The 23,985-nt window shown below is 60.4% G+C and carries 27 protein-coding genes; 13 read left to right on the forward strand and 14 right to left on the reverse strand.

What is annotated here, in order from left to right:
- Positions 1-75 precede the first annotated feature (75 nt).
- Entirely contained in the window at positions 76-843 is a 768-nt protein-coding gene (locus J2Y39_RS10825; RefSeq protein ID WP_310217475.1) for a class III extradiol ring-cleavage dioxygenase, read from the forward strand.
- Positions 844-960: 117 nt separating this feature from the next.
- On the opposite strand, the gene J2Y39_RS10830 is transcribed toward J2Y39_RS10825, so the two are convergent.
- A complete protein-coding gene (locus J2Y39_RS10830) occupies positions 961-2,634 on the reverse strand; it encodes a DEAD/DEAH box helicase (protein WP_016770859.1) in 1,674 nt (557 codons plus the stop codon).
- A 419-nt stretch (positions 2,635-3,053) separates the two neighbouring features.
- Here J2Y39_RS10830 and J2Y39_RS10835 point away from each other — a divergent pair, with 419 nt between their 5' ends.
- Entirely contained in the window at positions 3,054-3,845 is a 792-nt protein-coding gene (locus J2Y39_RS10835; RefSeq protein ID WP_056788494.1) for a crotonase/enoyl-CoA hydratase family protein, read from the forward strand.
- Between the two features lie 109 nt (positions 3,846-3,954).
- Here J2Y39_RS10835 and J2Y39_RS10840 read toward each other — a convergent pair whose 3' ends face one another.
- On the reverse strand, positions 3,955-4,710 hold the full coding sequence (locus tag J2Y39_RS10840; RefSeq protein WP_056788491.1) for a spermidine synthase: 756 nt from the start codon (positions 4,708-4,710) through the stop codon (positions 3,955-3,957).
- 151 nt (positions 4,711-4,861) lie between these two features.
- Here J2Y39_RS10840 and J2Y39_RS10845 point away from each other — a divergent pair, with 151 nt between their 5' ends.
- On the forward strand, positions 4,862-6,208 hold the full coding sequence (locus J2Y39_RS10845) for a class II 3-deoxy-7-phosphoheptulonate synthase (RefSeq protein ID WP_095182202.1): 1,347 nt from the start codon (positions 4,862-4,864) through the stop codon (positions 6,206-6,208).
- Positions 6,209-6,297: 89 nt separating this feature from the next.
- On the opposite strand, the gene J2Y39_RS10850 is transcribed toward J2Y39_RS10845, so the two are convergent.
- Together J2Y39_RS10850 and J2Y39_RS10855 are read right to left on the reverse strand one after the other, a co-directional pair.
- A complete protein-coding gene (locus J2Y39_RS10850) occupies positions 6,298-7,524 on the reverse strand; it encodes a winged helix-turn-helix domain-containing protein (protein ID WP_310217478.1) in 1,227 nt (408 codons plus the stop codon).
- Positions 7,525-7,588: 64 nt separating this feature from the next.
- The gene (locus tag J2Y39_RS10855) at positions 7,589-7,810 is read right to left on the reverse strand and encodes a DUF1127 domain-containing protein (protein ID WP_016770864.1); all 222 of its coding nucleotides are present in this window, start codon (positions 7,808-7,810) and stop codon (positions 7,589-7,591) included.
- Positions 7,811-7,907: 97 nt separating this feature from the next.
- Here J2Y39_RS10855 and J2Y39_RS10860 point away from each other — a divergent pair, with 97 nt between their 5' ends.
- On the forward strand, positions 7,908-8,762 hold the full coding sequence (locus J2Y39_RS10860) for a LysR substrate-binding domain-containing protein (RefSeq protein ID WP_174823892.1): 855 nt from the start codon (positions 7,908-7,910) through the stop codon (positions 8,760-8,762).
- Here J2Y39_RS10860 and J2Y39_RS10865 read toward each other — a convergent pair.
- On the reverse strand, positions 8,752-9,498 hold the full coding sequence (locus tag J2Y39_RS10865) for a sulfite exporter TauE/SafE family protein (RefSeq protein ID WP_221264894.1): 747 nt from the start codon (positions 9,496-9,498) through the stop codon (positions 8,752-8,754). The two genes, J2Y39_RS10860 and J2Y39_RS10865, sit on opposite strands and share 11 nt — an antisense overlap.
- Positions 9,499-9,609: 111 nt before the next feature.
- On the opposite strand from J2Y39_RS10865, the gene J2Y39_RS10870 reads away from it, so the two are divergent.
- The 4 genes from J2Y39_RS10870 to J2Y39_RS10885 all read left to right on the forward strand — a co-directional run bounded on the left by J2Y39_RS10870 (position 9,610) and on the right by J2Y39_RS10885 (position 12,892).
- Complete coding sequence (locus tag J2Y39_RS10870) at positions 9,610-10,566, forward strand: LysR substrate-binding domain-containing protein (RefSeq protein ID WP_016770867.1); 957 nt, start codon at positions 9,610-9,612, stop codon at positions 10,564-10,566.
- 75 nt (positions 10,567-10,641) lie between these two features.
- Positions 10,642-11,097, forward strand: a complete 456-nt coding sequence (locus J2Y39_RS10875; RefSeq protein ID WP_042607887.1) for a MarR family winged helix-turn-helix transcriptional regulator — start codon at positions 10,642-10,644, stop codon at positions 11,095-11,097.
- Positions 11,098-11,425: 328 nt separating this feature from the next.
- On the forward strand, positions 11,426-11,845 hold the full coding sequence (locus J2Y39_RS10880) for an organic hydroperoxide resistance protein (protein ID WP_007940002.1): 420 nt from the start codon (positions 11,426-11,428) through the stop codon (positions 11,843-11,845).
- Between the two features lie 36 nt (positions 11,846-11,881).
- Positions 11,882-12,892, forward strand: a complete 1,011-nt coding sequence (locus J2Y39_RS10885) for an alpha/beta hydrolase (protein WP_056788483.1) — start codon at positions 11,882-11,884, stop codon at positions 12,890-12,892.
- 184 nt (positions 12,893-13,076) lie between these two features.
- On the opposite strand, the gene J2Y39_RS10890 is transcribed toward J2Y39_RS10885, so the two are convergent.
- A complete protein-coding gene (locus tag J2Y39_RS10890) occupies positions 13,077-13,646 on the reverse strand; it encodes an elongation factor P (protein WP_003226785.1) in 570 nt (189 codons plus the stop codon).
- 48 nt (positions 13,647-13,694) lie between these two features.
- Positions 13,695-14,837 (reverse strand): elongation factor P maturation arginine rhamnosyltransferase EarP, encoded by a 1,143-nt coding sequence (gene earP, locus J2Y39_RS10895; protein WP_310217487.1) that lies wholly within the window; start codon positions 14,835-14,837, stop codon positions 13,695-13,697.
- A gap of 125 nt (positions 14,838-14,962) precedes the next feature.
- On the opposite strand from earP, the gene J2Y39_RS10900 reads away from it, so the two are divergent.
- Positions 14,963-15,376 (forward strand): hypothetical protein, encoded by a 414-nt coding sequence (locus J2Y39_RS10900; protein ID WP_041478413.1) that lies wholly within the window; start codon positions 14,963-14,965, stop codon positions 15,374-15,376.
- 2 nt (positions 15,377-15,378) lie between these two features.
- Positions 15,379-15,861, forward strand: coding sequence for a transcription elongation factor GreAB (locus J2Y39_RS10905; RefSeq protein WP_310217492.1), 483 nt, complete (start codon positions 15,379-15,381; stop codon positions 15,859-15,861).
- A 9-nt stretch (positions 15,862-15,870) separates the two neighbouring features.
- On the opposite strand, the gene cysB is transcribed toward J2Y39_RS10905, so the two are convergent.
- The 5 genes from cysB to J2Y39_RS10930 form a co-directional block, all read right to left on the reverse strand.
- On the reverse strand, positions 15,871-16,845 hold the full coding sequence (cysB, locus tag J2Y39_RS10910; protein ID WP_016770873.1) for an HTH-type transcriptional regulator CysB: 975 nt from the start codon (positions 16,843-16,845) through the stop codon (positions 15,871-15,873).
- Between the two features lie 113 nt (positions 16,846-16,958).
- Positions 16,959-17,462: a universal stress protein gene (locus J2Y39_RS10915; protein WP_016770874.1), complete on the reverse strand. Its 504-nt coding sequence runs from the start codon at positions 17,460-17,462 to the stop codon at positions 16,959-16,961.
- Between the two features lie 97 nt (positions 17,463-17,559).
- Entirely contained in the window at positions 17,560-18,465 is a 906-nt protein-coding gene (locus J2Y39_RS10920) for a 5'-nucleotidase (protein WP_310217495.1), read from the reverse strand.
- 22 nt (positions 18,466-18,487) lie between these two features.
- On the reverse strand, positions 18,488-19,444 hold the full coding sequence (locus J2Y39_RS10925; protein ID WP_122601967.1) for a putative 2-dehydropantoate 2-reductase: 957 nt from the start codon (positions 19,442-19,444) through the stop codon (positions 18,488-18,490).
- Positions 19,441-19,827, reverse strand: coding sequence for a thioredoxin family protein (locus J2Y39_RS10930; RefSeq protein ID WP_310217500.1), 387 nt, complete (start codon positions 19,825-19,827; stop codon positions 19,441-19,443). Before J2Y39_RS10930 ends, J2Y39_RS10925 begins: the two co-directional genes overlap by 4 nt.
- Between J2Y39_RS10930 and J2Y39_RS10935 the strand changes: the two genes are divergently transcribed.
- Complete coding sequence (locus tag J2Y39_RS10935) at positions 19,826-20,269, forward strand: PilZ domain-containing protein (RefSeq protein WP_024013780.1); 444 nt, start codon at positions 19,826-19,828, stop codon at positions 20,267-20,269. The genes J2Y39_RS10930 and J2Y39_RS10935 overlap by 2 nt on opposite strands.
- Before the next feature lie 129 nt (positions 20,270-20,398).
- Positions 20,399-21,475, forward strand: a complete 1,077-nt coding sequence (locus J2Y39_RS10940; protein WP_016770878.1) for a 3-deoxy-7-phosphoheptulonate synthase — start codon at positions 20,399-20,401, stop codon at positions 21,473-21,475.
- Positions 21,476-21,535: 60 nt separating this feature from the next.
- Here J2Y39_RS10940 and J2Y39_RS10945 read toward each other — a convergent pair whose 3' ends face one another.
- Positions 21,536-21,817, reverse strand: coding sequence for a GNAT family N-acetyltransferase (locus J2Y39_RS10945; RefSeq protein WP_016770879.1), 282 nt, complete (start codon positions 21,815-21,817; stop codon positions 21,536-21,538).
- Positions 21,818-22,456: 639 nt separating this feature from the next.
- On the opposite strand from J2Y39_RS10945, the gene oprI reads away from it, so the two are divergent.
- A complete protein-coding gene (gene oprI, locus J2Y39_RS10950; RefSeq protein WP_003183784.1) occupies positions 22,457-22,708 on the forward strand; it encodes an outer membrane lipoprotei OprI in 252 nt (83 codons plus the stop codon).
- Between the two features lie 126 nt (positions 22,709-22,834).
- Here the strand turns inward: oprI and J2Y39_RS10955 are convergent, their stop codons facing one another.
- The gene (locus J2Y39_RS10955; protein ID WP_024013783.1) at positions 22,835-23,806 is read right to left on the reverse strand and encodes a L,D-transpeptidase family protein; all 972 of its coding nucleotides are present in this window, start codon (positions 23,804-23,806) and stop codon (positions 22,835-22,837) included.
- Positions 23,807-23,985 lie beyond the last annotated feature (179 nt).

Genomic DNA, 23,985 nt, shown 5'->3' on the forward strand with positions numbered 1-23,985 from the left:
CCGCAGAAACTTATATTGGATTCAGATCGATGATCTGACTGAAGATGGTTCATCTTAGCGCTCAGGAGCCCGTCCATGTTGCCCAGCCTGTTTATCTCCCACGGTTCACCGATGCTGGCGCTGGAGCCCGGTGCCAGCGGCCCGGCACTGGCGCGACTGGCCGCTCAACTGCCGCGCCCCAACGCCACTGTCATCGTCTCGGCGCACTGGGAAAGCCAGGAACTGCTGGTCAGCAGCCACCCGCACCCGGAAACCTGGCACGACTTCGGCGGTTTCCCCCGTGCGCTGTTTGAAGTTCAGTACCCGGCCCCGGGCAATCCGCAGCTGGCCGCCGAGGTGGCTCAACTGCTGCACGCCAATGACCTGCCGGCGCGGCTCGATCCGCAACGACCGTTCGATCATGGTGTTTGGGTGCCGCTGTCTTTGATGTATCCGCAGGCCGATATTCCGGTGGTGCAAGTCTCGTTGCCGAGTCGCGGCGGACCGGCATTGCAGACGCGAGTTGGCCGTACACTGGCGAGCCTGCGCGAACACGGCATTCTGTTGATCGGCTCCGGCAGCATCACCCACAACCTCCGGGAGCTGGATTGGCATGCCGGCCCGGAAAGCGTTGAACCGTGGGCGCGGGATTTCCGTGACTGGATGATCGACAAGCTGGCGGCCGACGATGAAACGGCGCTGCATGATTATCGCCAGGAGGCGCCGAATGCCGTGCGCAGTCACCCGAGTGATGAACATTTGTTGCCGCTGTACTTTGCTCGCGGTGCTGGCGGGGTTTTCAGCGTGGCGCATCAGGGTTTCACGATGGGGGCGCTGGGTATGGATATTTATCGCTTCGGCTGACGTCATCGCTGGCAAGCCAGCTCCCACAAGGTGTTGTGTCGCCCGATGAGCAGGCAAAAAAAATCCCCGAACCAGTCGGGGATTTTTTTATGTTCGATCAATCAGCCCAAGGGCGGATCAATCTTCGCGGTAGCGACGCAGCTTGAGCTGCTTACCGGCCACGCGAGTGTCCTTCAGTTTGGTCAGGAGTTTTTCCAGACCTTCTTCCGGCAGCTCGACGAGGCTGAAGCTGTCACGCACCTGGATGCGACCGATCGCTTCACGGGCCAGACCGCCTTCGTTGAGGATGGCGCCCAGCAGGTTTTTCGCAGCGATACCGTCACGCGCACCCAGCGCGGTACGGCAACGAGCACGGCCTTCGCCCAAAGGCATTGGCGCGCGACGCTCGCGGTCACCACGATCAGGACGATCACCGGAACGCTCAGGACGGTCGCCACGCGGTGCGTTGTTCGGCACCAGTGGACGTTCCTTCTCGATCGCGGCCAGGTTCAGCGCTTGACCGTTGGTAGCCTTGCGCAGCAGCGCAGCGGCCAGTGCACGCGGGGTGCAACCGATGTCGGCGGTCAGGCGGTCGAGCAGCTCACCGTGAGTCGATTCGGCATCAGCAACCAGCGGCGAAAGGCTGTTGGTCAGTTTCTTGATGCGAGCATCGAGAACGGCTTGAGCGTCCGGCAGACGCACTTCGGCAACTTTCTGACCGGTTACGCGCTCGATCACTTGCAGCATGCGGCGCTCACGTGGAGTCACCAGCAGCAGGGCGCGACCTTCGCGACCGGCACGGCCGGTACGGCCGATACGGTGCACGTAGGATTCCGGGTCGTACGGCATGTCAACGTTGAACACGTGAGTGATGCGCGGAACGTCCAGACCACGGGCAGCAACGTCGGTGGCGACAACGATGTCCAGACGGCCATCTTTCAGCGAGTCGATGACGCGCTCACGCTGGTTCTGGGCGATGTCACCGTTCAACGCGGCGGCTTTGTAGCCTTTGGCGTCGAGGGCGCTGGCCAGGTCCAGAGTGGCTTGCTTGGTGCGCACGAACATGATCAGGGCGTCGAAGTCTTCGACTTCCAGCAGGCTGAGCACGGCCGAGGTTTTCTGGTCAGCGTGAACCAACAGGTGAGCCTGTTCGATCGCGGTAACGGTCTGGGTCTTGGTCTGGATCTTGACGTGTTGCGGATCGCGCAGATGGCGTTCGGCAATGGCGCGGATCGACTGCGGCAGGGTCGCCGAGAACAGCACGGTCTGGCGGGTCGATGGCAGAGCCTTGAAGATGACTTCCAGGTCATCCATGAAGCCCAGCTTCAACATTTCGTCAGCTTCGTCGAGAACCAAATGGTTCACGGTCGACAGGACTTTCTCGTCGCGACGCAGGTGGTCGCACAGACGACCCGGAGTAGCGACAACAATCTGTGCGCCATTACGGATTGCCTTGAGTTGCGGGCCCATCGGCGCGCCGCCGTAGACAGCCACGACGGTGACGCCAGGCATTTGCTTGGCGTAGGTTTCAAAAGCGGTTGCTACTTGCAGCGCCAACTCTCGGGTTGGCGCCAGGATCAGGGCTTGCGGTTCGCGCTTGGCAGGATCGATGCGGTGCAGAATAGGCAGTGCGAACGCGGCGGTTTTACCGGTACCGGTTTGCGCCTGGCCAATCATGTCCTGGCCGGCCATGATGATCGGGATCGATTGCTGCTGAATCGCCGAAGGCTCTTCGTAGCCAGTCGCTGCGACGGCTGCAAGAATATTCGGGTTGAGATTAAAAGCGGCGAATCCGCCGGTTTCCTGGGTCATGGGTCTGCCTCTAAGTGCATCCGCAAAGACCCATGCTCCAAAGCTGCGCATGCCGTGTTGAGACTCAAGAGTCGCCCTGGCAGCTTTGTCGGCGGGGATTTGCGAAAACGAATGAATGAAGATGAATCGTCAAGGAAGAGCCCGCAATGCGGACGTGCAGCCGAAGCTGACTTCGGGAAATGCGCTACCTAAACGCGGCCCGGTTAAAGGCCGGCGCGCACTATACCGGATTTCGCCCGAAAAGGGAGCTTTTTTTGTGGCCCTTATCCGTGTGTCACCGCCGTGTAACGGGGTTTTGCGGATAATCGCGCAACGGTCTATTTTGCAAAGGCCCGGCCCTGCGGGCGATGACGCTTAAACGGTTCACCGACCTGCGGCAAAGCGCCGCGCATCCGCCCTTCCCGCTTGAGGATTTAGCCATGAATCAGCCCTGCGCCGGCCGCGTCAGCCGAGAACGTCGTGGTCATGTGCACTTGATCGGCCTCGATCGGGCGGCCAAGCGCAACGCTTTCGATATCGACCTGCTCAACGACCTGAGCCTGGCCTACGGCGAGTTCGAAGCCGACCGCGAAGCGCGGGTCGCCGTGGTGTTCGGCCACGGCGAGCACTTCACCGCCGGGCTTGATCTGGTCAATGCCAGCGCGGCTCTGGCCGAAGGCTGGCAGGTTCCGACAGGCGGGTGCGATCCCTGGGGCGTTTTCGTCGGGCCACGGGTGAGCAAGCCGGTAATCGTCGCCGCGCAGGGTTACTGCCTGACTATCGGCATCGAGCTGATGCTGGCGGCGGACATCAATCTGTGCGCGAGCAATACCCGCTTCGCGCAGATGGAAGTGCAGCGTGGGATCTTTCCGTTTGGCGGGGCGACTTTGCGTTTCCAGCAGATTGCCGGCTGGGGCAATGCGATGCGCTGGTTGCTCACCGGCGACGAGTTTGATGCACACGATGCGTTGCATCTGGGCTTGGTCCAGGAAGTGATGGCCAGTGAAGACTTGCTGCCCCGCGCGATCGAGCTGGCCGAACGGATTGCCCGGCAGGCGCCGCTGGGCGTGCAGGCGACCTTGATGTCAGCGCGACAGGCGCGTTATGAGGGTGAGACAGCGGCGGCGCAGGCGTTACCGGCGCTGGTGAAGAAGTTGCTCGCCACTGAAGATGCCCGGGAGGGGGTGAGATCGCTGGTGGAGCGGCGGCCAGGGATTTTCAAAGGGGTGTGAAGAATCTGCTGCCTGTCAGGGCCTTTTCGCGAGCAGGCTCGCTCCCACAGGTCGAACGCATTTCAAATGTGGGAGCGAGCCTGCTCGCGAAGGGGGCGGTACTGCCGGCTCAGGTCGCCGGGCGAATCGCGTTGATCAACGACTGCAACGAGTACCCCAACTGCGGCGCCAGCGCTTCGGCCCGCTGGGTCAGCGCCTGCATGTCCAGCGCCTGATCGAGATCCGCCGGGATAATCAGAATCACGTTGCCCTCCTTCACCGGCAATTCCCAGTAATGCCGATGATAGAGCCCGCGCAACAATGCCGCGCCCAGTGGCTTGCCATCGTCGGTGGCCCACTGGTTGATCACCAGCCAGCCGCCCGGATTCAGGCGCTTCTGACAATCGCCGAGAAAACTCCAGGCCAGATGCCCGACACCGGGACCGACATCGGTATAGAGGTCGACGAAAATCAGATCCGCCGGCTCGGCAGTCGGCAGCAATTCCAGCGCATCGCCGACGCGGATGTACAAACGCGGATCATCATCCAGACCGAGGTATTCAATGGCCAGGCGCGGCACGTCCGGGCGCAGTTCGATGGCCTCGACGTCTTCGAGCGGCAGAAACTTCAGGCAAGCCTGGGTCAGTGTGCCCGCACCCAAACCGAGAAACAGCGCGCTCTCCGGCTGCTCGTGGCACAGCGCACCGATCAGCATGGCGCGGGTGTAGTCGTACTCCAGCCAGCTCGGGTCGGCAGTGAACACGCAGCTCTGCTCGATCGCATCGCCGAACTCGAGAAAGCGGTAATCGGCCACTTCCAGCACGCGAATCACGCCGAACTCATCCTGTACTTCGGCGAGCAGATGCTCGACGCGCTCCTCAGTCATTTCGTCTCCTGATGGTCACCGGGCGCGGTGACGCGATGGCACCGCTGTGGCGCCGTGGCAAAGCGGCGATTGTCGGCGATGGGGCGGGAGCAGGTCACGCACTAATTGCTGCTAACATGGCGCTTCCCTGCGTACGAACTTCGAGACCGTGATGAGCCAACCGTGGAGCCCTGACAGCTGGCGCGCCCTGCCGATCCAGCAACAACCGCAATACCCCGACGCCGCGCACCTGCGCCAGGTCGAGCAAACCCTGGCCAGCTATCCGCCGCTGGTGTTCGCCGGCGAAGCGCGCGAGCTGCGCCGCCAGTTCGCCGAAGTTACCCAGGGTCGCGCGTTTCTGTTGCAGGGCGGCGATTGCGCGGAAAGCTTCGCTGAATTCTCCGCAGCGAAGATTCGCGACACCTTTAAAGTGTTGCTGCAGATGGCGATCGTCATGACCTTCGCTGCCGGTTGCCCAGTGGTCAAGGTCGGGCGCATGGCGGGTCAGTTCGCCAAGCCGCGTTCGGCCAACGACGAAACCATCGGCGGCGTGACCCTGCCGGCCTATCGCGGCGACATCGTCAACGGCATCGGCTTCGACGAAAAGAGCCGCGTGCCGGATCCAGAGCGTTTGCTGCAGTCCTATCATCAGTCAACGGCGACTCTGAATCTGTTGCGCGCTTTCGCCCAGGGTGGTTTTGCCGACCTGCACCAAGTGCACAAGTGGAACCTGGATTTCATCGCCAACTCGGCGCTGGCCGAGAAGTACAGCCACCTCGCCGACCGCATCGATGAAACCCTCGCGTTCATGCGCGCCTGCGGCATGGACAGCTCGCCGCAACTGCGCGAAACCAGTTTCTTCACTGCCCACGAAGCGCTGCTGCTGAACTACGAAGAAGCCTTCGTGCGCCGCGACAGCCTGACCAACGATTACTACGATTGCTCGGCGCACATGCTGTGGATCGGCGACCGCACGCGTCAGCTCGACGGCGCGCACGTTGAATTCCTGCGCGGGGTGAACAACCCGATCGGCGTCAAGGTCGGCCCGAGCATGGACCCCGATGATCTTATCCGCCTGATCGACGTGCTCAACCCGGACAACGATCCGGGGCGTTTGAACCTGATCGCGCGGATGGGTGCGAACAAGGTCGGCGATCATCTACCGGCACTGATCCGCGCGGTCCAGCGCGAAGGCAAGCAAGTGCTGTGGAGCTCCGACCCGATGCACGGCAACACCATCAAGGCCAGCAGCGGCTACAAGACCCGTGACTTCGCGCAGATCCTTGGCGAGGTGAAGCAGTTTTTCCAGGTGCACGAAGCGGAAGGCAGTTATGCCGGCGGCATTCACATCGAGATGACCGGACAGAATGTCACCGAGTGCATCGGCGGCGCGCGGCCGATTACCGAGGATGGCTTGTCCGACCGTTATCACACCCACTGCGATCCACGGATGAATGCTGACCAGTCGCTGGAATTGGCGTTTTTGATTGCCGAGACCCTGAAGCAAGTCCGCCGCTAGACCGAGTAGCCCCAATTCGCGAGCAGGCTCGCTCCCACATTTGCAATGCGTTTCCCTGTGGGAGCGAGCCTGCTCGCGAAAGGGCCGGCTCAGGCAACCTCAATCCGCGCCAATGCCACCCGCAACCGCCCCGCACTCTCGCGCTGACAATTCAACTGCACCCGCGCCAAACCCAACCAACCGGCCATCCGCCGCAAATTCAGCGCCAGCGCCAGCATCCCCTCCTCGTCCAGTCCCGATTCTTCCTCATGCACCGCATGCACTGCCAACTGCCCTGCCGCCCGTTCGGCGCGCAGATCAACCCGCGCGGCGATCCGCTCGTTGTGCAAAAACGGCAGCACGTAATAGCCATACACGCGCTTGGGCTGCGGTGTGTAGATTTCCAGGCGATAGCGGAAATCGAACAAACGCTCGGTGCGGCTGCGCTCCCAGATCAGCGAATCGAACGGCGACAGCAGCGCACTGGTCATGACCTTGCGCGGCACTTTGGGCTCCGGCAGGCAATAGGCGATCTGCCGCCAGTCGGCGACTTCACACATCTGCAATTGACCAGCTTCAACCAACTCCGCCAGACGCCGCCGCGCATCCGCAGGGTTCAGGCGAAAGTAATCACGCAGGTCTTTTTCCGTACCAACGCCCAATGCTTGCGCCGCATGCAAGAGCAAACCGCGTTGCGCCTCGGCCTCGTCCGGCGTGGGCTGTTGCAGGATCGCAGCAGGAATCACCCGCTCGGGCAAATCGTACAAGCGCTCGAAACCGCGTCGCCCCGCCACTGTGACCTCACCGGCGGCGAACAACCATTCCAGCGCATGTTTCTCGGCACTCCAGTCCCACCATGGCCCGGCCTTGTCTTCGCGGGTCGACAGACTGCCGGCGCCAAGCGCACCCCGCTCCTCAACCGCAGTCAGCACGCGGCGAATGGTGTCCTGTTGTTCGCGACCGAACTTTGCCAATTGCTGGTAGATGTCTTCGCCACGCTTGGCCCGTTGCATGCGCCAGCCCAGCAACGGGTACATCGACATCGGCAACAGCGACGCTTCATGGCCCCAGTATTCGAACAGCGTGCGCCGACGGCCCGAACTCCAGGCAGCCTGGTTGAGCAAGTCAGATGGATAGCAACCGAGACGGGAAAACAGCGGCAGGTAGTGCGAGCGCACCACGGCATTGACGGAATCGATTTGCAGCAGGCCCAGCCGTTCGATCAGCCGGTTCAGATGACTGGCATTGACGTTCGGCGGCTGGCGCCCGTTGAACCCTTGGGCAGCCAGCGCCAGACGTCGTGCCTGTTTGAGGGAAAAGGACACTGTCGCGGGCATTTATTCCTCCATGTCTGCTCGCAACCTACCTCACCTGAAAGGGGTTTGTGTAGCGATAGCCTCATCATTTATGCATCGGGTCGTCCCAGAACGGCCGCACGGTTTCATGCTCGACATCGGCGCGGCTGATGCCGATGTCCTTCAGTGCCTCATCGCTCAGACCGGCGAGCATTTCCCGTTCGCGATGCAGCTCATACCAACGGCTGAATTTGTGCAGCAGATCGGACACGATATGGCCATGGCCGGACAGCTGTTCTTGGCTTGCATACTCTCTTTGACCTTTCATCGTCTTGCCTCCTTCTGTGGATGGCTCAAGTCTCGCGCCAGCGCTAAGATCAATCCAACGAATGTTTCTGATGGCATGCATCACGGAGATTCATCAATTGTCCGCCTACCCCAGTATCGATACCGATGTCCTGCGCACCTTCGTCGCCATTGCCGATCAGGGCGGTTTCACCCGTGCCGGCGAGATGGTCAACCGCACCCAGTCGGCGGTGAGCATGCAGATGAAACGCCTGGAAGAAGACGTGTTGCAGCGCCAGCTGTTCGAGCGCGATGGACGCCAGGTGCGCTTGACGGCCGAAGGCCAGGTGCTGCTCGGTTATGCACGGCGCATCCTCAAACTGCACAGTGAGGTGTTCAACACCCTGCGCGAGCCGCACATGGTCGGCACCGTGCGCATCGGTACGCCGGATGATTATGTGATGCGTTTTCTGCCGGGAATCCTGTCGCGGTTTGCGCAGTTCTATCCGCTGATCCAGATCGAAGTGCATTGCGAATCGACCAAACAACTGTTGCAGCGCACTGATCTGGACTTGTCGATCGTCACCCGTGAGCCGGGCAACGAGATCGGCCAGTTGCTGCGCAAGGAGCGCTTTGTCTGGGCCGAGGCGCAGAACTTCAGCGCCCACGAACAGACGCCGCTGCCCCTGGCGATGTTCAACAGTGATTGTTTCTGCCGCTTGTGGGCGTGCAATGCGCTGGACGCGATGGGCCGCGATTACCGCATCGCCTACAACAGCAGCAGCCTGTCGGCGCTGATGGCTGTGGTCAGCGCAGGGCTGGCGATCACCGCGCAACTGGAGAGTCTGATCACCCCGGACATGCGCATCCTTGGCGCCGCCGAAGACCTGCCGCTGCTGCCCGAGGCAAGCATCATGCTGATCCGAAACCTGAACAACCCGTCGCCGATCACCGAGTGCCTGGCCGAGCACATTGTCGAGGGCTTCAAACTTTAAACGCGAGCATCACCGCACACAGCACGAGGAAGCCGCAAAACAGCCCGCGCAGAATTTTTTCCGGCATGGCGTGGGCAACTTTCACGCCCCAACTGATGCTGAGCAGACCACCGACCGCCAGAGGCAGACCGATCATCCAGTCGACTTCATGGTGCACGGCGTAGGTCACCAGGGTTACACCAGTGCTCGGCAGGGCCAGCGCCAGCGACAAGCCCTGAGCAACCACTTGGCTGGTGCCGAACAGGCTGGTCAACACTGGTGTGGCCACCACCGCGCCGCCGACGCCGAACAAGCCGCCCATGGTCCCCGAGGCGGCGCCGAGCACGCCCAGCCACGGCCACGAATAGCGCATCTCGGCAGTCGGCGCTGGTCGTGGGCCGAACATTTTCAATAGATTGTAGGCCGACAGCGCCACCAGAAAGGCAACAAAGCCGATGCGCATGGTCTGCGCGTCGATGCCCACCGCCCAAATCGAGCCGAGCCAGGCAAAGCAGAAACCCATCACCGCCAGCGGCAGCGCATGGCGCAACTCGATGCGATTGCGTTGGTGATAACGCCACAGCGCCAGCATCACGTTCGGTACCACCATCACCAGTGCCGTGCCCTGGGCGATCTGCTGATCAAGCCCAAACCACACGCCAAGCAACGGAATCGCAATCAAGCCACCGCCAATGCCAAAGATCCCCCCCAATGTGCCCAGGGCGGCGCCGAACAGCAGGTACAACAGAAAATCCATCACAACGGTAATCCTCTAACGACAGGCGGCCAATGCTACGCACTCGCGCCTAGCGGGGAAACGCATAGCAACGCACAATGGCTATGCCGATTTTGCACAAGCGTGGTTTCCATGAATCCCAACCAATTGACCGATCAACTCGGCCTGTTTCTCGATGTGCTGGAGAGTGGCAGCTTTTCTGCCGCTTCGCGCCGCCATCCGCTGACACCTTCCGCCGTAGCCCGGCGCATCGACAGCCTGGAAAGTGCCGTCGGCAGTCAGCTGTTCGTACGCAGCACCCATGCCGTGCTGCCGACTTCGGCCGGTCTGGCCTTCGCCGAACGGGCGCGACGGATCATCGCCGAGTTGCAACTGGCACGTGCCGAAGCGGTGTCGTTGAGCAGCGCACCGGAAGGCCTGATCCGCATCGATGCGCCAGCAGCTTTCGGGCGGCGACATCTGGCGCCGGTAATTGCCGATTTTCTCCTGCTGTATCCGGGACTCGATGTGCAGATGCACCTGATCGACAGCTTCAGCGACATGGCCGGCAGCAGCCTGGGCAAGGTCGATCTGGTGCTGCGTACCGGCCAGTTGGCTGACTCGCGCCTGGTCGCCACGCCATTGGCGAGCATGGTCCGCGTCGCCTGTGCCAGCCCTGACTATCTCAAGCAGCGTGGTGTGCCCGAGCATCCGGCGCAGTTGAGTGAACACGACGGGCTCGACTGGGAAGGCCTTGCGCCGCCGTTTGCCTGGAAATTCGAAGTGGACGGGCAAATGCAATTGCACCGGCCATCGCGCGTACGTCTGAGCGCCAACAATGCCGAAGCTCTGGCGTGTGGCGCGGCGGCGGGTCTGGGCGTCGCACACTTGCCGACCTGGCTGGCCAGCGAATACCTGCTGCGTGGCGAACTGGTGCCACTGTTCTGCGAAAATGGCCTGCCTCCGCCGGAGTCCACCGGCATTTACGCGCTGCGCATGGAACAGCAGGTCCATTCGCGCAGTCGGTTATTGCTGGAATATCTGAAAACCCGCTTCAGTCCGGTGCCGCCGTGGGATCTGGCGTTGCAACGGCAATTCGCCCGGCACTGAGGCCGGACATATTTATCTGGCGCCTTAAAGATTCGAGCGCTAGATTAAAAAACGATCAACGATCAAGGCTTTGACATGACCTCCGAACGCGACAACTGCGACGACCTTCTGCTCGACAATCAGGCGTGCTTCGCCCTGCACTCGACCTCGCTGATGATGACCAAGGTCTACAAGCCGCTGTTGCAGGCGCTGGGCCTGACCTATCCGCAGTATCTGGCGATGATGGTGTTGTGGGAGAAGGACGGTCTGACTGTCGGAGAAATCAGCGCACGCCTGCTGACCGATCCGGGATCGCTGACGCCATTGCTCAAGCGTCTGGAAGCCGAAGGCCTGCTCAGCCGCACCCGCAGTCGTGAAGATGAGCGGGTGGTGATTGTCGAACTGACCGCAGCAGGCCGCGCCTTGCGCGACAAGGCGCAGACCGTGCCGCAGTGCATTCTTGGCGCCAGTGGCTTCACCCTGGAACGTCTGCAGAAGTTGCAGGCCGAGCTGCAAGCGCTGCGCGGACATCTGCAAGACAGCCTGAATTAAGCCCCGCTACATCCCCCTGTGGGAGCGAGCCTGCTCGCGAAAGCGTCCGATCAGACAGCGAGTCGTTGAATGTTCCACCGCCTTCGCGAGCAGGCTCGCTCCCACAGTGATTTCAGCGCCAACAAAAATATTTGTCCCGCCTGAATTCCCTCGTCAAGCGCTCTAAATCAGGCCTTACCCGCCCCTTCCACGCTATGCCCTTGAGCAAAACGCGATTTTTATTAAAAATTTATCTTGCGCGCTAAACATTAGCGCTATACATTCTCTTCACACCTACTTAGCGCGCAAACAATTAGCGCGCAAAACCACAACCAATGAGGCTCACACCATGCAAACTCTCTACACCGCAATCGCAACTTCCACTGGCGGCCGTGACGGTCGTGCGATCTCCAGCGACAACGTACTGGACGTCAAACTGGCCACCCCGAAAGAACTCGGCGGTGCTGGCGGCGCGGCGACCAACCCTGAGCAACTGTTCGCTGCCGGTTACTCGGCCTGCTTCATCGGCGCGCTGAAGTTCGTCGCCAGCCAGACCAAGCGCAAGATTCCTGACGACGCGTCGATTACCGCGCACGTCGGCATCGGCCAGATCCCTGGCGGTTTCGGTCTGGACATCGATTTGCACATCAGTCTGCCAGGCCTGGAACAAGCCGATGCGCAGTCGCTGGTCGACGCCGCTCACCAGGTCTGCCCGTACTCCAACGCCACCCGTGGCAACGTCGATGTGCGTCTGCACGTAACCGTGTAATCACTCAAGTCTCCGGCCCGAACAAGGAAATTGAACATGAACACTTTCAGCAAAGTCTTGACCGGCACCCTTCTCGCCCTGTCGGTACACAGCGCTTTCGCCGGTGATGTCGAACACAACACCCAGGCATTTCTCGATGCGCTGAACTCAGGCAGCGGCAAGCCGATCGAGCAGCTGTCGCCCAAGGATGCCCGCGCCGTGCTGGTCGGCGCGCAGTCCGGGGTCAAGTTGACGCTGCCCAAAGCCGATGTCAGCGAGAAAACGGTGCAGGTCGATGGTCAACCGCTGAGCCTGACCATCGTCCGGCCGGCCGGGGTCAAGGGTGAGCTGCCGGTGTTCATGTTCTTCCACGGCGGCGGCTGGGTGCTGGGGGACTTCCCGACTCACGAACGTCTGGTGCGCGATCTGGTGGTCGGTTCGGGGGCGGCGGCGGTTTTCGTCAACTACACCCCTTCGCCGGAAGCGCATTACCCGGTGGCGATCAACCAGGCCTACGCTGCGACCAAATGGGTGGCGGAACACGGCAAAGAGATCAACGTCGATGGCAAGCGCCTGGCCGTGGCCGGCAACAGCGTCGGCGGCAACATGGCCGCAGTGGTTGCACTGATGGCCAAGGACAAGGGCACCCCGGCGATCAAATTCCAGGTACTGCTGTGGCCGGTGACCGATGCCAACTTCGACACCGGTTCGTACAACCAGTACGCCGAAGGGCACTTCCTCACCCGCAACATGATGAAGTGGTTCTGGGACAACTACACCACCGACGCCAAACAGCGTAACGAGATCTACGCTTCACCGCTGCGCGCCACCACCGCGCAACTCAAAGGTCTGCCACCTGCACTGGTGCAGACTGCCAGCGCCGACGTGCTGCGTGATGAAGGTGAAGCTTACGCACGCAAACTCGATGAAGCCGGAGTACCGGTTACGTCGGTGCGCTACAACGGCATGATTCACGATTACGGTTTGCTCAACGTGGTCAGCCAGGTACCGGCGGTGCGGTCGGCGATGTTGCAGGCGTCTGAAGAACTGAAGCAACACTTGAAATAACCACAGTCCCATTGTGGGAGCGAGCCTGCTCGCGAAAGCGTCCCGTCAGACAGCGCTTCATTGAATGACACACCGCATTCGCGAGCAGGCTCGCTCCCACATGGGACAGGTGTGAAACTCAAAGCGCAGGCACAAAAAAACCCGACTCAATGGTCGGGTTTTTTCTTTCCGCAAAAAGCAGTGCTTATTTCGCACGGCCTTTGTAGGAACCGCCTTCGCGGGTATCGATCTCGATCATGTCGCCGATTTCGATGAAGTCGGCAACCGACAGCTCGGTACCGTTCTTCAGTTTGGCAGGCTTCATCACCTTGCCGGAAGTGTCACCGCGAGCGGAGCCTTCGGTGTAGTCAACCTGACGCACGATGGTGGTCGGCAGCTCTACGGAAACCAGACGCTCTTCGAAGAACACGGCTTCGCAAACGTCGGTCATGCCTTCTTCAACGAAAGGCAGAACGCTTTCGATGTCTTCGGCGTTCAGCTCGTACATGGTGTAGTCAGTGGTGTCCATGAACGTGTAGGTGTCACCGCTGATGAACGACAGGGTGGCTTCTTTACGATCCAGGATCACGTCGTCCAGTTTGTCGTCCGCACCGTAAACGGTTTCGGTCTTGTAACCGGTCAGCAGGTTCTTCAGCTTGGTCTTCATGATCGCGCTGTTACGGCCCGACTTGGTGAATTCAGCTTTCTGAACCAGCCAAGGATCGTTGTCGATACGGATCACGGTACCGGGTTTGAGTTCTTTACCAGTTTTCATTGCGAATATCCGAATTTGGATGGGATTTACAAAAATCTAGGCCGCGTATCATATCCAATTTACATAAAACTGTACCAGCGCCGTGGCAAGATCCGCCTGCAAGGCCTGTTCCAGACACCATGCCTCGGCATTTTCCTCGAGTTCCGGCCAATGATTTCGCACCGCCAGCCAGTGCTCGCCGATCGGTTGCCCGGCGCTCCACGCTCGCCACAGACCGTTCATCGCCTGCGCCGCAGCGGGGGAAAGGCCGTGAGTGTAGAGCGCGAGGAAAGCGTCGAGCTTGTCCAGATGGATGTCATCGTCCTGCTGATAGATGTGCCAGAGCATCGGCCGCCCCGCCCATTGCGCGCGCACGAATGAGTCTTCACCGCGCACCGCGTTGAAATCGCAGCACCACAGCAGATGGTCGTATTGATCCTGACGGACGAACGGCAGCACTTGCACGGTCAGGGACTCGCGCACGTGAATCGCGCCGACCGTCAGGGTTTCTACCTCCAGCCAGCGCGCCACATCGCCGAGAATCCGCCCTTCCGGCACCAGCAGGTGAGTCGGCCGTGCATCGGCCGCCAGCACATCCAGCCAACTGGCCAACCCGGCGTTTTCATAAGCAAACAGCGAGATCAGTTGCGCGTCCGGAGCAGGATCGATACCCAAGGCTTGCAGGAAATGTCGCTGAGCCGGCCAATCCTGCTGAAACTGCCGACGCTGTTCGAGCAGTCCGCATTCGCGCAGCAGGCCACCGGTGCCCGGCTTGAAGCCCGGAAAGAAGAAGAACTTCTGCACCGATTTGTATTTCACCGACGGCAAGCCATGGCAGCCGGTGACCCAGTCTTCGGCGCTGAGATAATCGAGGTTGAGCCACAGCGGCCGCGTTTCCCGCGCAGCCATGCTGTCCATGTAATCAGTGGGCAACTGACAGGCGAAGGCGGCGATGACTACGTCGGCCGCCTCGGCGTGCGGCCATTCGCTCGGCCACTGACGCACCTCGACGCCCTGCTGCCATTGCTGCACAACATCGACATCGATCTCAGGACAGAGGCGCTCGAACGCGCGTAGATCATCCACCCACAGGCGCACCGGCAAGGCATGTTCGGCCACCAGTTGCCGGGCCAGGCGCCAGGTCACGCCGATGTCACCGAAGTTATCGACCACGGTGCAGAAAATGTCCCAGCGGGGTTTCGCTTCAGGCATGCCGTTCTCCCGTTGGCAAAAGACCTCGATTGTCCGCATAAATGCGCTCGCGCAGAAGAGCCGACGGCGATTAATCTTCGTGCGACAATCGCCACTTGCCCGCAACCATCCGCCAGGAGGCCGCCATGCCCTACCGTCCGAATCCGCGTCGTCCCTTGCCTGTTCAGCTTAGCGCGCTGCATCTGACCGGCAGCATCGCGCTAGGCCTGTGGCTGGGGTTCCTGGCGATTGCGCTGACCTGCTGGCTGCTATCGCGCTTCATCTTTCCCGAGCAATTGGCCCCGGTGGCTCAAGCGGTGCAGCAATTGGCCAATCCGCCAGTTGCAGTCGAGCCACAGCCGGACGTCGCACCGCCGCCAACGCCGCTGTTCCAACAGTACGAAGAAAACCTGCGCAAGAATGAACAGCAGGCCCGACTGGATCAGGCGCGCGCCAATTCGCGCAATGCGTCGAACCCGAAATGCCAGTTCTGGCTGCAGCAGGACCAGACCGCGCCGACCGAAAAGAGCCGCGCCAACGTTTTGCAATTCTGCGATTGATCATGAACAAACACAGCGTCCACCAGTTGATTCTCGACAAGCTGCGCATCGACCTCGACATCGCCGAACGCGCCGCGCAAACCGCTTACGAAACCGCGACCCACGAAGAAAACATCGCCGAAAACAAGTACGACACGCTGGGGCTGGAGGCGTCGTATCTGGCGGCGGGTCAGGCGAAGCGGGTTGAGGAAATCCGCCAGTCACTGGCGCTATGTCAGAACCTGACGTTGCGTGCCTACGATGAAAATCGCGGCATTGAAGTCGGCGCCCTGCTCGGCCTGGAGGACGAAAAGGGTCGCGAGCAATGGCTGTTTCTGGCGCCGGATGCGGCGGGGTTGAAAGTCGACGTGGTGGGTCAGCCGATCACCGTCATCACCCCACACTCGCCGCTGGGCAAAAGTCTGCTGGGCAAGTTCGCGGGCGATGAGGTGGAGATTCTGGTGGCGGGCACCCGGCAACAATTTGCTGTCACCGAGGTGCTCTGAAGCGGGTGCTTAGTGAACGGGCAGTTCGACGCCATCGAACAGTTCTTCCAGCTCTTGCTTGTTGTGGCACTGAATGGCCTTGGCCATGACTTCGCGGGTCAGGTGCGGAGCGAATTTCTCGATGAAGTCGCACATGAAGCCACGCAGGAAAGTGCCACGACGGAAACCGATCTTGGTGATGCTCGACTCGAACAGCTCGCTGGCATCCAGCACCACCAGGTCGTTATCGAGTTTGGTATCGACGGCCATTTTAGCCACGATGCCCACGCCCAGCCCCAGACGCACGTAGGTTTTGATCACGTCGGCGTCAGCAGCGGTGAACACCACTTTTGGCGTCAGGCCACGATGGCTGAAGGCTTCGTCGAGCTTGGAACGGCCGGTGAAACCGAACACGTAAGTAACAATCGGATATTCGGCCAGCGCTTCGAGGGTCAGCTTCGGCAGCTTGGTCAGCGGATGGCCATGGGGTACGACCACGCAGCGGTTCCAGCGGTAGCACGGCATCATCACCAGATCACCGAACAGCTCCAGCGCTTCAGTGGCAATGGCGAAATCGACGGTGCCGTCAGCGGCCATTTCGGCGATCTGCATCGGCGACCCCTGATGCATGTGCAGGGCCACGTCGGGATATTGCTTGATGAAATTGCTGATCACCGGCGGCAGCGCATAACGCGCCTGGGTGTGGGTGGTGGCGATCGATAGCGTGCCCTTTTTCTCGTTGGAGAATTCCTGGGCAATCTGCTTGATGCTTTCGACTTTGCGCAGAATCTCGCCGGCGGTGGTGATGATGCGCTCGCCGGCCGGGGTGACGCGAGTCAGGTGCTTGCCACTGCGGGCGAAGACTTCGACGCCCAGCTCGTCTTCCAGCAGGCGGATCTGCTTACTGATGCCCGGTTGCGAGGTGTACAGGCTTTGAGCGGTAGCGGAAACGTTGAGGTCGTGGTGCGCCACTTCCCAGATGTAGCGCAGTTGTTGAAGCTTCATATCAATCCCTCAAAGCAGGTAGACGCCACGGGCATCAGCGACGGTATATAACTATATTAATGGTTCGAAGAATAAATCTAGAACTTTTTTATCAAAACGCCATTATTCCTGCTTCAACGATCCTCCCGCCGCCGGCGCTCCATCAGCGGCACCAGATAGACCGGCACCTTGGCCAGCTGCAGGACCCGCGCCGCCGTGCGCCCCAACGGCGTTTCCGCGCCGACGCCATGGCTGTGACTGCCGACGATCAGCAGATCGACCGAGAGCTTGTGCACCTGGTCGAGAATCACCTGCGACGGATCACCCTGGAGCACGCGCACCGCGCGAATGCGCTGCAGATCCTGTTCGCCGTCGTCCCCCAGTTCTTCACGAAAGCTGTCGAGCACCCGTTGTTCGATATTGGCGATGACTGTTTTCAGACCCTGACTATGGAATTCGTTCAATGCCTGTTCGTCGAGATAGCTTTGCAGCACCGACTCGGCAAACAGGCCCATGGGTTCCACCGCGTGTACTACATAAAGATCGGCATTGAAGGTGCGCGCCAAGGCCAGGGCATGCTGCATCACGAACGGTGCGTACAGACCGAGGTCGGTGGCATACAGCATTGAGCGAATCATGGGACCTCCTCGCGAGCCAACGATGGCGGAGATTGATTCAGCTTAGCAGTGCCTTGGCGAGTACGACGTGCGACGCAACGTCCTGAATGAAAAGGCTCTAGATCGACTGTTCGTTGCTGACGCCATGGGGCACGTGGCCGGTGGCGACCACTTCGCGAGCCAGCTCGCAATGACCGGTCTGGTCATCGAAGAACACGTCAGCGGCGAAGGCTTCGAGGAACGCCGATTTGGTCAGGCCACCGAGAAACAGCGACTCATCGAGACGGATATCCCATTCCCGCAAGGTGCGAATCACCCGCTCATGGGCCGGCGCCGAACGCGCGGTCACCAGCGCCGTGCGGATCGGGCAATCGTCATCGGGAAACTCGCGCTGCAACAGATTGAGCGCTGCCAGAAAGCCCTTGAACGGCCCACCGCGCAAAGGCTCGCGTGCCGATTCGCGTTCCTTGGCCTGAAACGCTTCCAGGCCGCCGGACTGATAAACGCGCTCGGACTCGTCCGAGAAGATCACCGCGTCACCGTCGAAGGCGATACGCAATTCATCGCTGGCCGCGCGGCTGGCGCCACCGGACAGAATCGTGGCGGCGGCGAACCCGGCGTCCAGCGCGGCACGCACGTCTTCAGCGTGGGTCGAGAGAAACAGGTCGCAGCCAAACGCTTTCAGATAAGGGTACGGACTGCGCCCACCGACGAACGCCGCACGAGAAATCGCCAAGCCGTAATGATGAATCGAATTGAACACGCGCAGCCCGGTGTCGGCGCTGTTACGGGAAACCAGAATCACCTCGACCCGCGCGCGGCCGAGGCGGCTGTTCAGGCTCAGGAGTTTTTCCACCAGCGGGAACGCATCGCCCGGCGCGAGGATTTCGTCCTCGTGCTCGATCTGATATTGCCGATAGGCTTCGACGCCGCTCGACAGGTAGACCTTGTGGCTTTCGCTCAGGTCGAACAAGGCGCGCGAGGAAATCGCCAGCACCAGTTTGTCATCGATGTTATTGGCCATGCCTTCCCCCAGAACAACCGACTCAGGTATTGCGTCGGTCGATAAAACCCAAATGGCGATACAGCGCCTCGATGCGCGGCAACTCGCAGCCCGCCGCTTTCGCCGCCGCCAGTGGCCGGGCGTAAATCGCCTCCAGCTCCAGCGGGCGTTTGTGTGCAAAGTCGTGGTACATGCTCGGCCAGTAATCGGGCATTTTCTCGGTCATGGTGAACAGGTACTCGGCATAGCCGGGCGGGATCTCGTATCCACAGGCCCGGGCGCCCTGCACCACTTCGGCCATCAACGCCTGAATCGACAGGCGGCTGTCAGCATCAGCCATCAGCGCTTCGGTTCCCGCGCCGAGCAACACCGAAAGTCCGTTATAGGGAATATTCCACACCAGTTTCTGCCAGCGCGCCTGATGCAGGTTGGCCATCGCCTGCGAGTCGATGCCGGCGGCACGGAACAGTCCGGCTCCCTCTTCGACGATCGCCATGCGCGCTACTTCATCAATGGCCGAGCCGCTGTGATAACCGACATTCACCGCGCCAAGGGCCTGATGGGTAATCTGCCCCGGCCCTTCGCGGTGCACGCAGATCAGGCACAGACCACCGAGCAGATGCAGTGAATCCGGCAACAGTGGCCGCAGGCTGTCTTCGACATCCAGACCGTTCTGCAGCAACAGCACCTTGGCGTCAGGCTTGGCGGCCTGAATGATCGCCGGGGCCAGACCGGCGTTGCTGGTGGTCTTGGTGCCGACCAGCAGCCAGTCACAGGGCGGCATGTCTTCGGCAGCGGAATAGGCATTGGCCGGATTCAGCGTCAATGGCCCGTGCACCGCACTGTTGATCTGCAAACCGCGCTCAGCCACCGCCGAGAATTCGCTGCGCAACAAAAAGTGCACGTCGAAACCGGCACGCGCCAGCATCACCCCGTAGAACCCGCCGATTGCACCGGTGCCGATAATCCCCACCACCGGCTTGCTGACTGTCTCGCTCATGGCAACTCCTCTGCAATTCGACTCAGCGATTGCGCCACCGCCTGGTTGAGTTGATCAACCGTCAGACGTGTGTGCACTGCGCCAAAGAACTCGCCGTCGCGCACCACAAACAGCGCCGGCAAATGAAACACCTGATAACGCTCGACCAGGCCGCCGTTGTTGCCGGCGTCGATCCAGCACAGCCGATCGATCGCCAGTGGCATGCCCGGCAACACCTCGCGGGCATAACGACAACTGGTGCAGCCGACGCTGGTGAAGATCACCAGAGAAACGCCGCGCATCGCCAGCAGCCGCTGGTCGGCGTCGAAGTCGGTCAGCTCGGATTCGACCACTATACTGGGGGAAACAATGTCAGATGGCCGACACAGGGAGTCTGTGCTCATGGGACGTTTCATTCCTCATCCGGACGAAGTGCCGGTTGAATTGACGTTACTCAAGCCTGAATGCATTTCCAGACAACAGCTGCACACTATCAGCCTCGGCGGCATCGCTTGCAATTACCACCGCGCCTGGCGCCACGGCACTGCGCTGCAAGTGCGCATGCCGACGCTGAATGCCGACTTCTGTTATCCGGGCTATGTGGCCTGGTGTCTGCGCCGTAAAAAAGGCTATCTGGTGGGCATCGCCTTCACTGACGAACAGACCCTGTTCAGCGCGCGAATGGGTGAGCAGGTGTGTCAGATCGAACGCTATTCGCGCATGCAGGACAGCCACGACGATCTGCAGGATAGTCAGGCGCTGGCCCTGCAGTGGGTCGAGGAGCACGCCGAAGAGTTCTCCCACGACAACCTGCGCAAGGCTTTTGCGCAGCCAGCGCTGGACTAAAGCACGGTTTGCCCATTGTCGAGCCGCCTCTGACGCGCTAAGGTTCGGCTCCCCCGACGCGCTAAATCTGCTGTGCTCCGCCGCGCGGGGATCGCTGGCGGCCGGCACCCGTGACCTGACGAGTAAACGATGGCTGATTTACCGATCAACGACCTAAACGTCGCCTCTAACGAGACCCTGATCACTCCCGATCAGCTCAAGCGTGATATCCCCCTGAGCGACGCCGCCCTGCGCACCGTCACCAAGGGCCGCGAAGTCATTCGCAACATTCTCGATGGCACCGACCACCGTCTGTTCGTCGTGATCGGCCCGTGCTCGATTCACGACATCAAGGCTGCCCACGAATACGCCGATCGCCTCAAGGTGCTCGCCGAGGAAGTCTCCGACACCCTGTATCTGGTCATGCGTGTGTATTTCGAGAAGCCGCGTACCACCGTCGGCTGGAAAGGTCTGATCAACGATCCGTATCTGGACGACTCGTTCAAGATCCAGGACGGCCTGCACATCGGTCGTCAGTTGCTGCTCGACCTGGCCGAGAAAGGCCTGCCGACCGCGACCGAAGCCCTCGACCCGATCTCCCCGCAGTATCTGCAGGATCTGATCAGCTGGTCGGCCATCGGCGCGCGTACCACCGAATCGCAGACTCACCGCGAAATGGCTTCCGGCCTGTCCTCGGCGGTCGGCTTCAAGAACGGCACCGACGGCGGCCTGACCGTGGCGATCAACGCCTTGCAGTCGGTGTCCAGCCCGCACCGTTTCCTCGGCATCAACCAGGAAGGTGGCGTGTCGATCGTCACCACCAAAGGCAACGCCTACGGTCACGTGGTGCTGCGCGGCGGTAATGGCAAGCCGAACTATGATTCGGTCAGCGTGGCCCTGTGCGAGCAGGCGCTGAACAAGGCGAAGATCAAGCCGAACATCATGGTCGATTGCAGCCACGCCAACTCCAACAAGGACCCGGCCCTGCAACCGCTGGTGATGGAAAACGTCGCCAACCAGATCCTCGAAGGCAACCAGTCGATCATCGGTCTGATGGTTGAGAGCCATTTGAACTGGGGCTGCCAGGCAATCCCGAAAGACCTCGCCGACCTGCAATACGGCGTGTCGATCACCGATGCCTGCATCGATTGGTCTGCTACCGAAAACACCTTGCGCAGCATGCACGCCAAGCTCAAGGACGTATTGCCGAAGCGTCAGCGCACGTAAGCTGCGTTTTACGGGCATAAAAAAACGCCGGACATTGTCCGGCGTTTTTGTGTGTGCGATTCAGATCTTCGCGGCGCGGCGCTGATGGCGTTCCATGTAGCGCTCGACGTAGGAGCATGACGGGATCACCGTGTAGCCCATTTCTTCGGCGTATTGCAGCGCGCGTTCGGTCAGCGCTGCGGCAATGCCACGGCCGCGCAGGGCATTGGGCACGAAGGTGCGGTAGATATCCAGGGTCTGCTTGCCCAGATCCATGTAGGTCAGGTAAGCACGATGACCGTCCACAGTGGTCTCGAATTGATGACCAGCCTGGTCATGGTGGATGGACAACGCCTCGCTCATCACTACTCCTCGCGGGTCTTGAATTGTGACCCCTACCTTACCGATGTTTTTCCGGCGAAGGAACATCTACGCCACCCCGTGCCTGATGGACACTGAGAAGAGCCACACCGATCTCGCGCAATCTGACACCTGCTGAATAGTAGGCACCATTGGCGAAAATGCTCAAGGTACGCTCGTCATCGGATGGTTTGCGTGCATTGGCATCGATGGTCGCAGGTTCGGCCGCAAGACAATCTTTGCGTGCCGTTTGCCTGAACATTGCCGGAATGTTGAGACTTAAGACGTGCGACCTTTTTTAAAGTCACCTGTACATCAACAAAGATACGCGAAGCGCTTCGCAGAACCTGAACAAAAGTGTGGACGAATTCATTTAGAAAGACTTTAGCCGAAGTCGCAAAAACAGCGCGCGAGCGCGGGAACTTTTCCCGTTTGAGTCGCTCACGCCGGGGCTTGCAGCTGGATATTTTTTATACAGCGCAGTTAAAAGTTGCTCGAAAAAGAATCAACGCCTACAATTTTTTTTGCTTCTTGCGCTACGTCAGTTTACTTACTACAAGTAATGGGTAGTATGTACGCCGGCTATTTCCTCAATCGTGAGGAGACAGCCACTTAATTTGAAAGTCCTTGAAGGGGAACACGATGAACAACGTTCTGAAATTCTCTGCTCTGGCTCTGGCCGCAGTTCTGGCTACCGGTTGCAGCAGCGCATCGAAAGAAACCGAAGCACGTCTGACCGCTACTGAAGACGCAGCTGCTCGCTCCCAGGCTCGTGCAGACGAAGCTTACCGTAAAGCTGATGAAGCTCTGGCTGCTGCTCAAAAAGCACAACAGACTGCTGACGAAGCTAACGAGCGTGCTCTGCGCATGCTGGAAAAAGCTAGCCGCAAGTAATAATCCCTCGGGATTGTTATCGAGCCGATCCGGTTTTCCGGGTCGGCTTTTTTGTACCCGGTGCTTTTCTCCGGGCAATAAAAAACCCGCCGACGCTGCTCGCATCGGCGGGTTTTCAATCAGCGCTTATTGCTGCAGGTCGATCGGTGCACTGCTCACCATTGGCGCCGAGGTATTCGGCACGGCGATCTCTACCGGCAGGCCGTCTTCGGCCGCAACCACATCACGCACCACATCCCAGTTCATGCGCAGGTTGCTGGTGATGTCTTCACGCTTGAGCATCGCGTTGATTACCGCCGTGTGCTTGTCGACCACCGACGGGTTGCCCTTGTCGTCGAGCGGCGTGTGCGCTTCCAGATAGACCTTGCCGCCACTGCGACCGAACTTGTACGGGTCGTTGATGATGCGTACCGAGGTGCCGACCGGGACCATGCCGGCCATTTCCAGCACGTTGTTGTTGAACATGCGGAAGCAGCCGTGGCTGGTACGCATGCCGATGCCGAACTTCTTGTTCGAACCATGGATCAGATAGCCCGGCGTGCCGAGGGTGAACTTGAACGGGCCTAGCGGGTTATCAGGACCGGCCGGCACCACATTGGGCAGCGGATCACCGTCAGCGGCGTGCTCGGCCTTGATCGAAGCCGGAGGCGTCCACGTCGGGTTCGGTGTCTTGGCGATGATCGAGGTGTGCGCGATCGGCGAGCCCCAGCCTTCACGGCCGATACCCAGCGGGAAGGTGTACACCACGTCGCGGCCTTTCGGATAGTAATAGAGACGGTATTCGGCGAGGTTGATGACGATGCCTTCACGCGGGCCAGGCGGCAGGATGAAGCGCGTCGGCAGGACGATCTCGGTACCGGCCCCCGGCAGCCAGGCATCGATGCCCGGGTTGGCCGCAACCATTTCCGAATAGCCCAGATCGTAGGTGGTGCCCAGGTCGGCGAAGGTGTCTTCGTACTTGGCTTTGATCACCTGCACCTGACCGACGATGTCTTCGCCGGGTGGTGGCAGGGGAAGCTCCAATGCAGCAACGGGACCGGCCACACACAGGGCGGCAAGTGACAGGCAGCGGGTGACGGCAGGAAAGCGCGGCAACATCCGGAAAATCCTTCGCATGATCATCAAGGGTATAAGGGCGCGATTGTACACCGCGGCTTGGGGATTCGGGAGACACGCCGATAGACCGTGTCGCGGCCTGAAAGATCGCAGCCTCGTTGCACTCGTCAGCTCCTACATTTGCAACGCATTCCCTGTAGGAGCTGACGAGTGCAACGAGG

Origin of the sequence: Pseudomonas sp. 2957 (genome assembly GCF_031456345.1) — a bacterium.
GTDB classification, from domain to species: domain Bacteria; phylum Pseudomonadota; class Gammaproteobacteria; order Pseudomonadales; family Pseudomonadaceae; genus Aquipseudomonas; species Aquipseudomonas siliginis.

Coding starts and splice junctions, on each gene's coding strand:
- J2Y39_RS10835 (WP_056788494.1), top strand. CDS start 3,054: ATGAATCAGCCCTGCGCCGGCCGCGTCAGCCGAGAACGTCGTGGTCAT.
- J2Y39_RS10890 (WP_003226785.1), bottom strand. CDS start 13,646: ATGAAAACTGGTAAAGAACTCAAACCCGGTACCGTGATCCGTATCGAC.
- J2Y39_RS10865 (WP_221264894.1), bottom strand. CDS start 9,498: ATGGATTTTCTGTTGTACCTGCTGTTCGGCGCCGCCCTGGGCACATTG.
- J2Y39_RS10825 (WP_310217475.1), top strand. CDS start 76: ATGTTGCCCAGCCTGTTTATCTCCCACGGTTCACCGATGCTGGCGCTG.
- J2Y39_RS10940 (WP_016770878.1), top strand. CDS start 20,399: ATGGCTGATTTACCGATCAACGACCTAAACGTCGCCTCTAACGAGACC.
- oprI (WP_003183784.1), top strand. CDS start 22,457: ATGAACAACGTTCTGAAATTCTCTGCTCTGGCTCTGGCCGCAGTTCTG.
- J2Y39_RS10955 (WP_024013783.1), bottom strand. CDS start 23,806: ATGTTGCCGCGCTTTCCTGCCGTCACCCGCTGCCTGTCACTTGCCGCC.
- J2Y39_RS10920 (WP_310217495.1), bottom strand. CDS start 18,465: ATGGCCAATAACATCGATGACAAACTGGTGCTGGCGATTTCCTCGCGC.
- J2Y39_RS10925 (WP_122601967.1), bottom strand. CDS start 19,444: ATGAGCGAGACAGTCAGCAAGCCGGTGGTGGGGATTATCGGCACCGGT.
- J2Y39_RS10945 (WP_016770879.1), bottom strand. CDS start 21,817: ATGAGCGAGGCGTTGTCCATCCACCATGACCAGGCTGGTCATCAATTC.
- J2Y39_RS10870 (WP_016770867.1), top strand. CDS start 9,610: ATGAATCCCAACCAATTGACCGATCAACTCGGCCTGTTTCTCGATGTG.
- J2Y39_RS10855 (WP_016770864.1), bottom strand. CDS start 7,810: ATGAAAGGTCAAAGAGAGTATGCAAGCCAAGAACAGCTGTCCGGCCAT.
- J2Y39_RS10885 (WP_056788483.1), top strand. CDS start 11,882: ATGAACACTTTCAGCAAAGTCTTGACCGGCACCCTTCTCGCCCTGTCG.
- earP (WP_310217487.1), bottom strand. CDS start 14,837: ATGCCTGAAGCGAAACCCCGCTGGGACATTTTCTGCACCGTGGTCGAT.
- J2Y39_RS10875 (WP_042607887.1), top strand. CDS start 10,642: ATGACCTCCGAACGCGACAACTGCGACGACCTTCTGCTCGACAATCAG.
- J2Y39_RS10850 (WP_310217478.1), bottom strand. CDS start 7,524: ATGCCCGCGACAGTGTCCTTTTCCCTCAAACAGGCACGACGTCTGGCG.
- J2Y39_RS10840 (WP_056788491.1), bottom strand. CDS start 4,710: ATGACTGAGGAGCGCGTCGAGCATCTGCTCGCCGAAGTACAGGATGAG.
- J2Y39_RS10935 (WP_024013780.1), top strand. CDS start 19,826: ATGGGACGTTTCATTCCTCATCCGGACGAAGTGCCGGTTGAATTGACG.
- J2Y39_RS10905 (WP_310217492.1), top strand. CDS start 15,379: ATGAACAAACACAGCGTCCACCAGTTGATTCTCGACAAGCTGCGCATC.
- cysB (WP_016770873.1), bottom strand. CDS start 16,845: ATGAAGCTTCAACAACTGCGCTACATCTGGGAAGTGGCGCACCACGAC.
- J2Y39_RS10880 (WP_007940002.1), top strand. CDS start 11,426: ATGCAAACTCTCTACACCGCAATCGCAACTTCCACTGGCGGCCGTGAC.
- J2Y39_RS10845 (WP_095182202.1), top strand. CDS start 4,862: ATGAGCCAACCGTGGAGCCCTGACAGCTGGCGCGCCCTGCCGATCCAG.
- J2Y39_RS10830 (WP_016770859.1), bottom strand. CDS start 2,634: ATGACCCAGGAAACCGGCGGATTCGCCGCTTTTAATCTCAACCCGAAT.
- J2Y39_RS10930 (WP_310217500.1), bottom strand. CDS start 19,827: ATGAGCACAGACTCCCTGTGTCGGCCATCTGACATTGTTTCCCCCAGT.
- J2Y39_RS10915 (WP_016770874.1), bottom strand. CDS start 17,462: ATGATTCGCTCAATGCTGTATGCCACCGACCTCGGTCTGTACGCACCG.
- J2Y39_RS10900 (WP_041478413.1), top strand. CDS start 14,963: ATGCCCTACCGTCCGAATCCGCGTCGTCCCTTGCCTGTTCAGCTTAGC.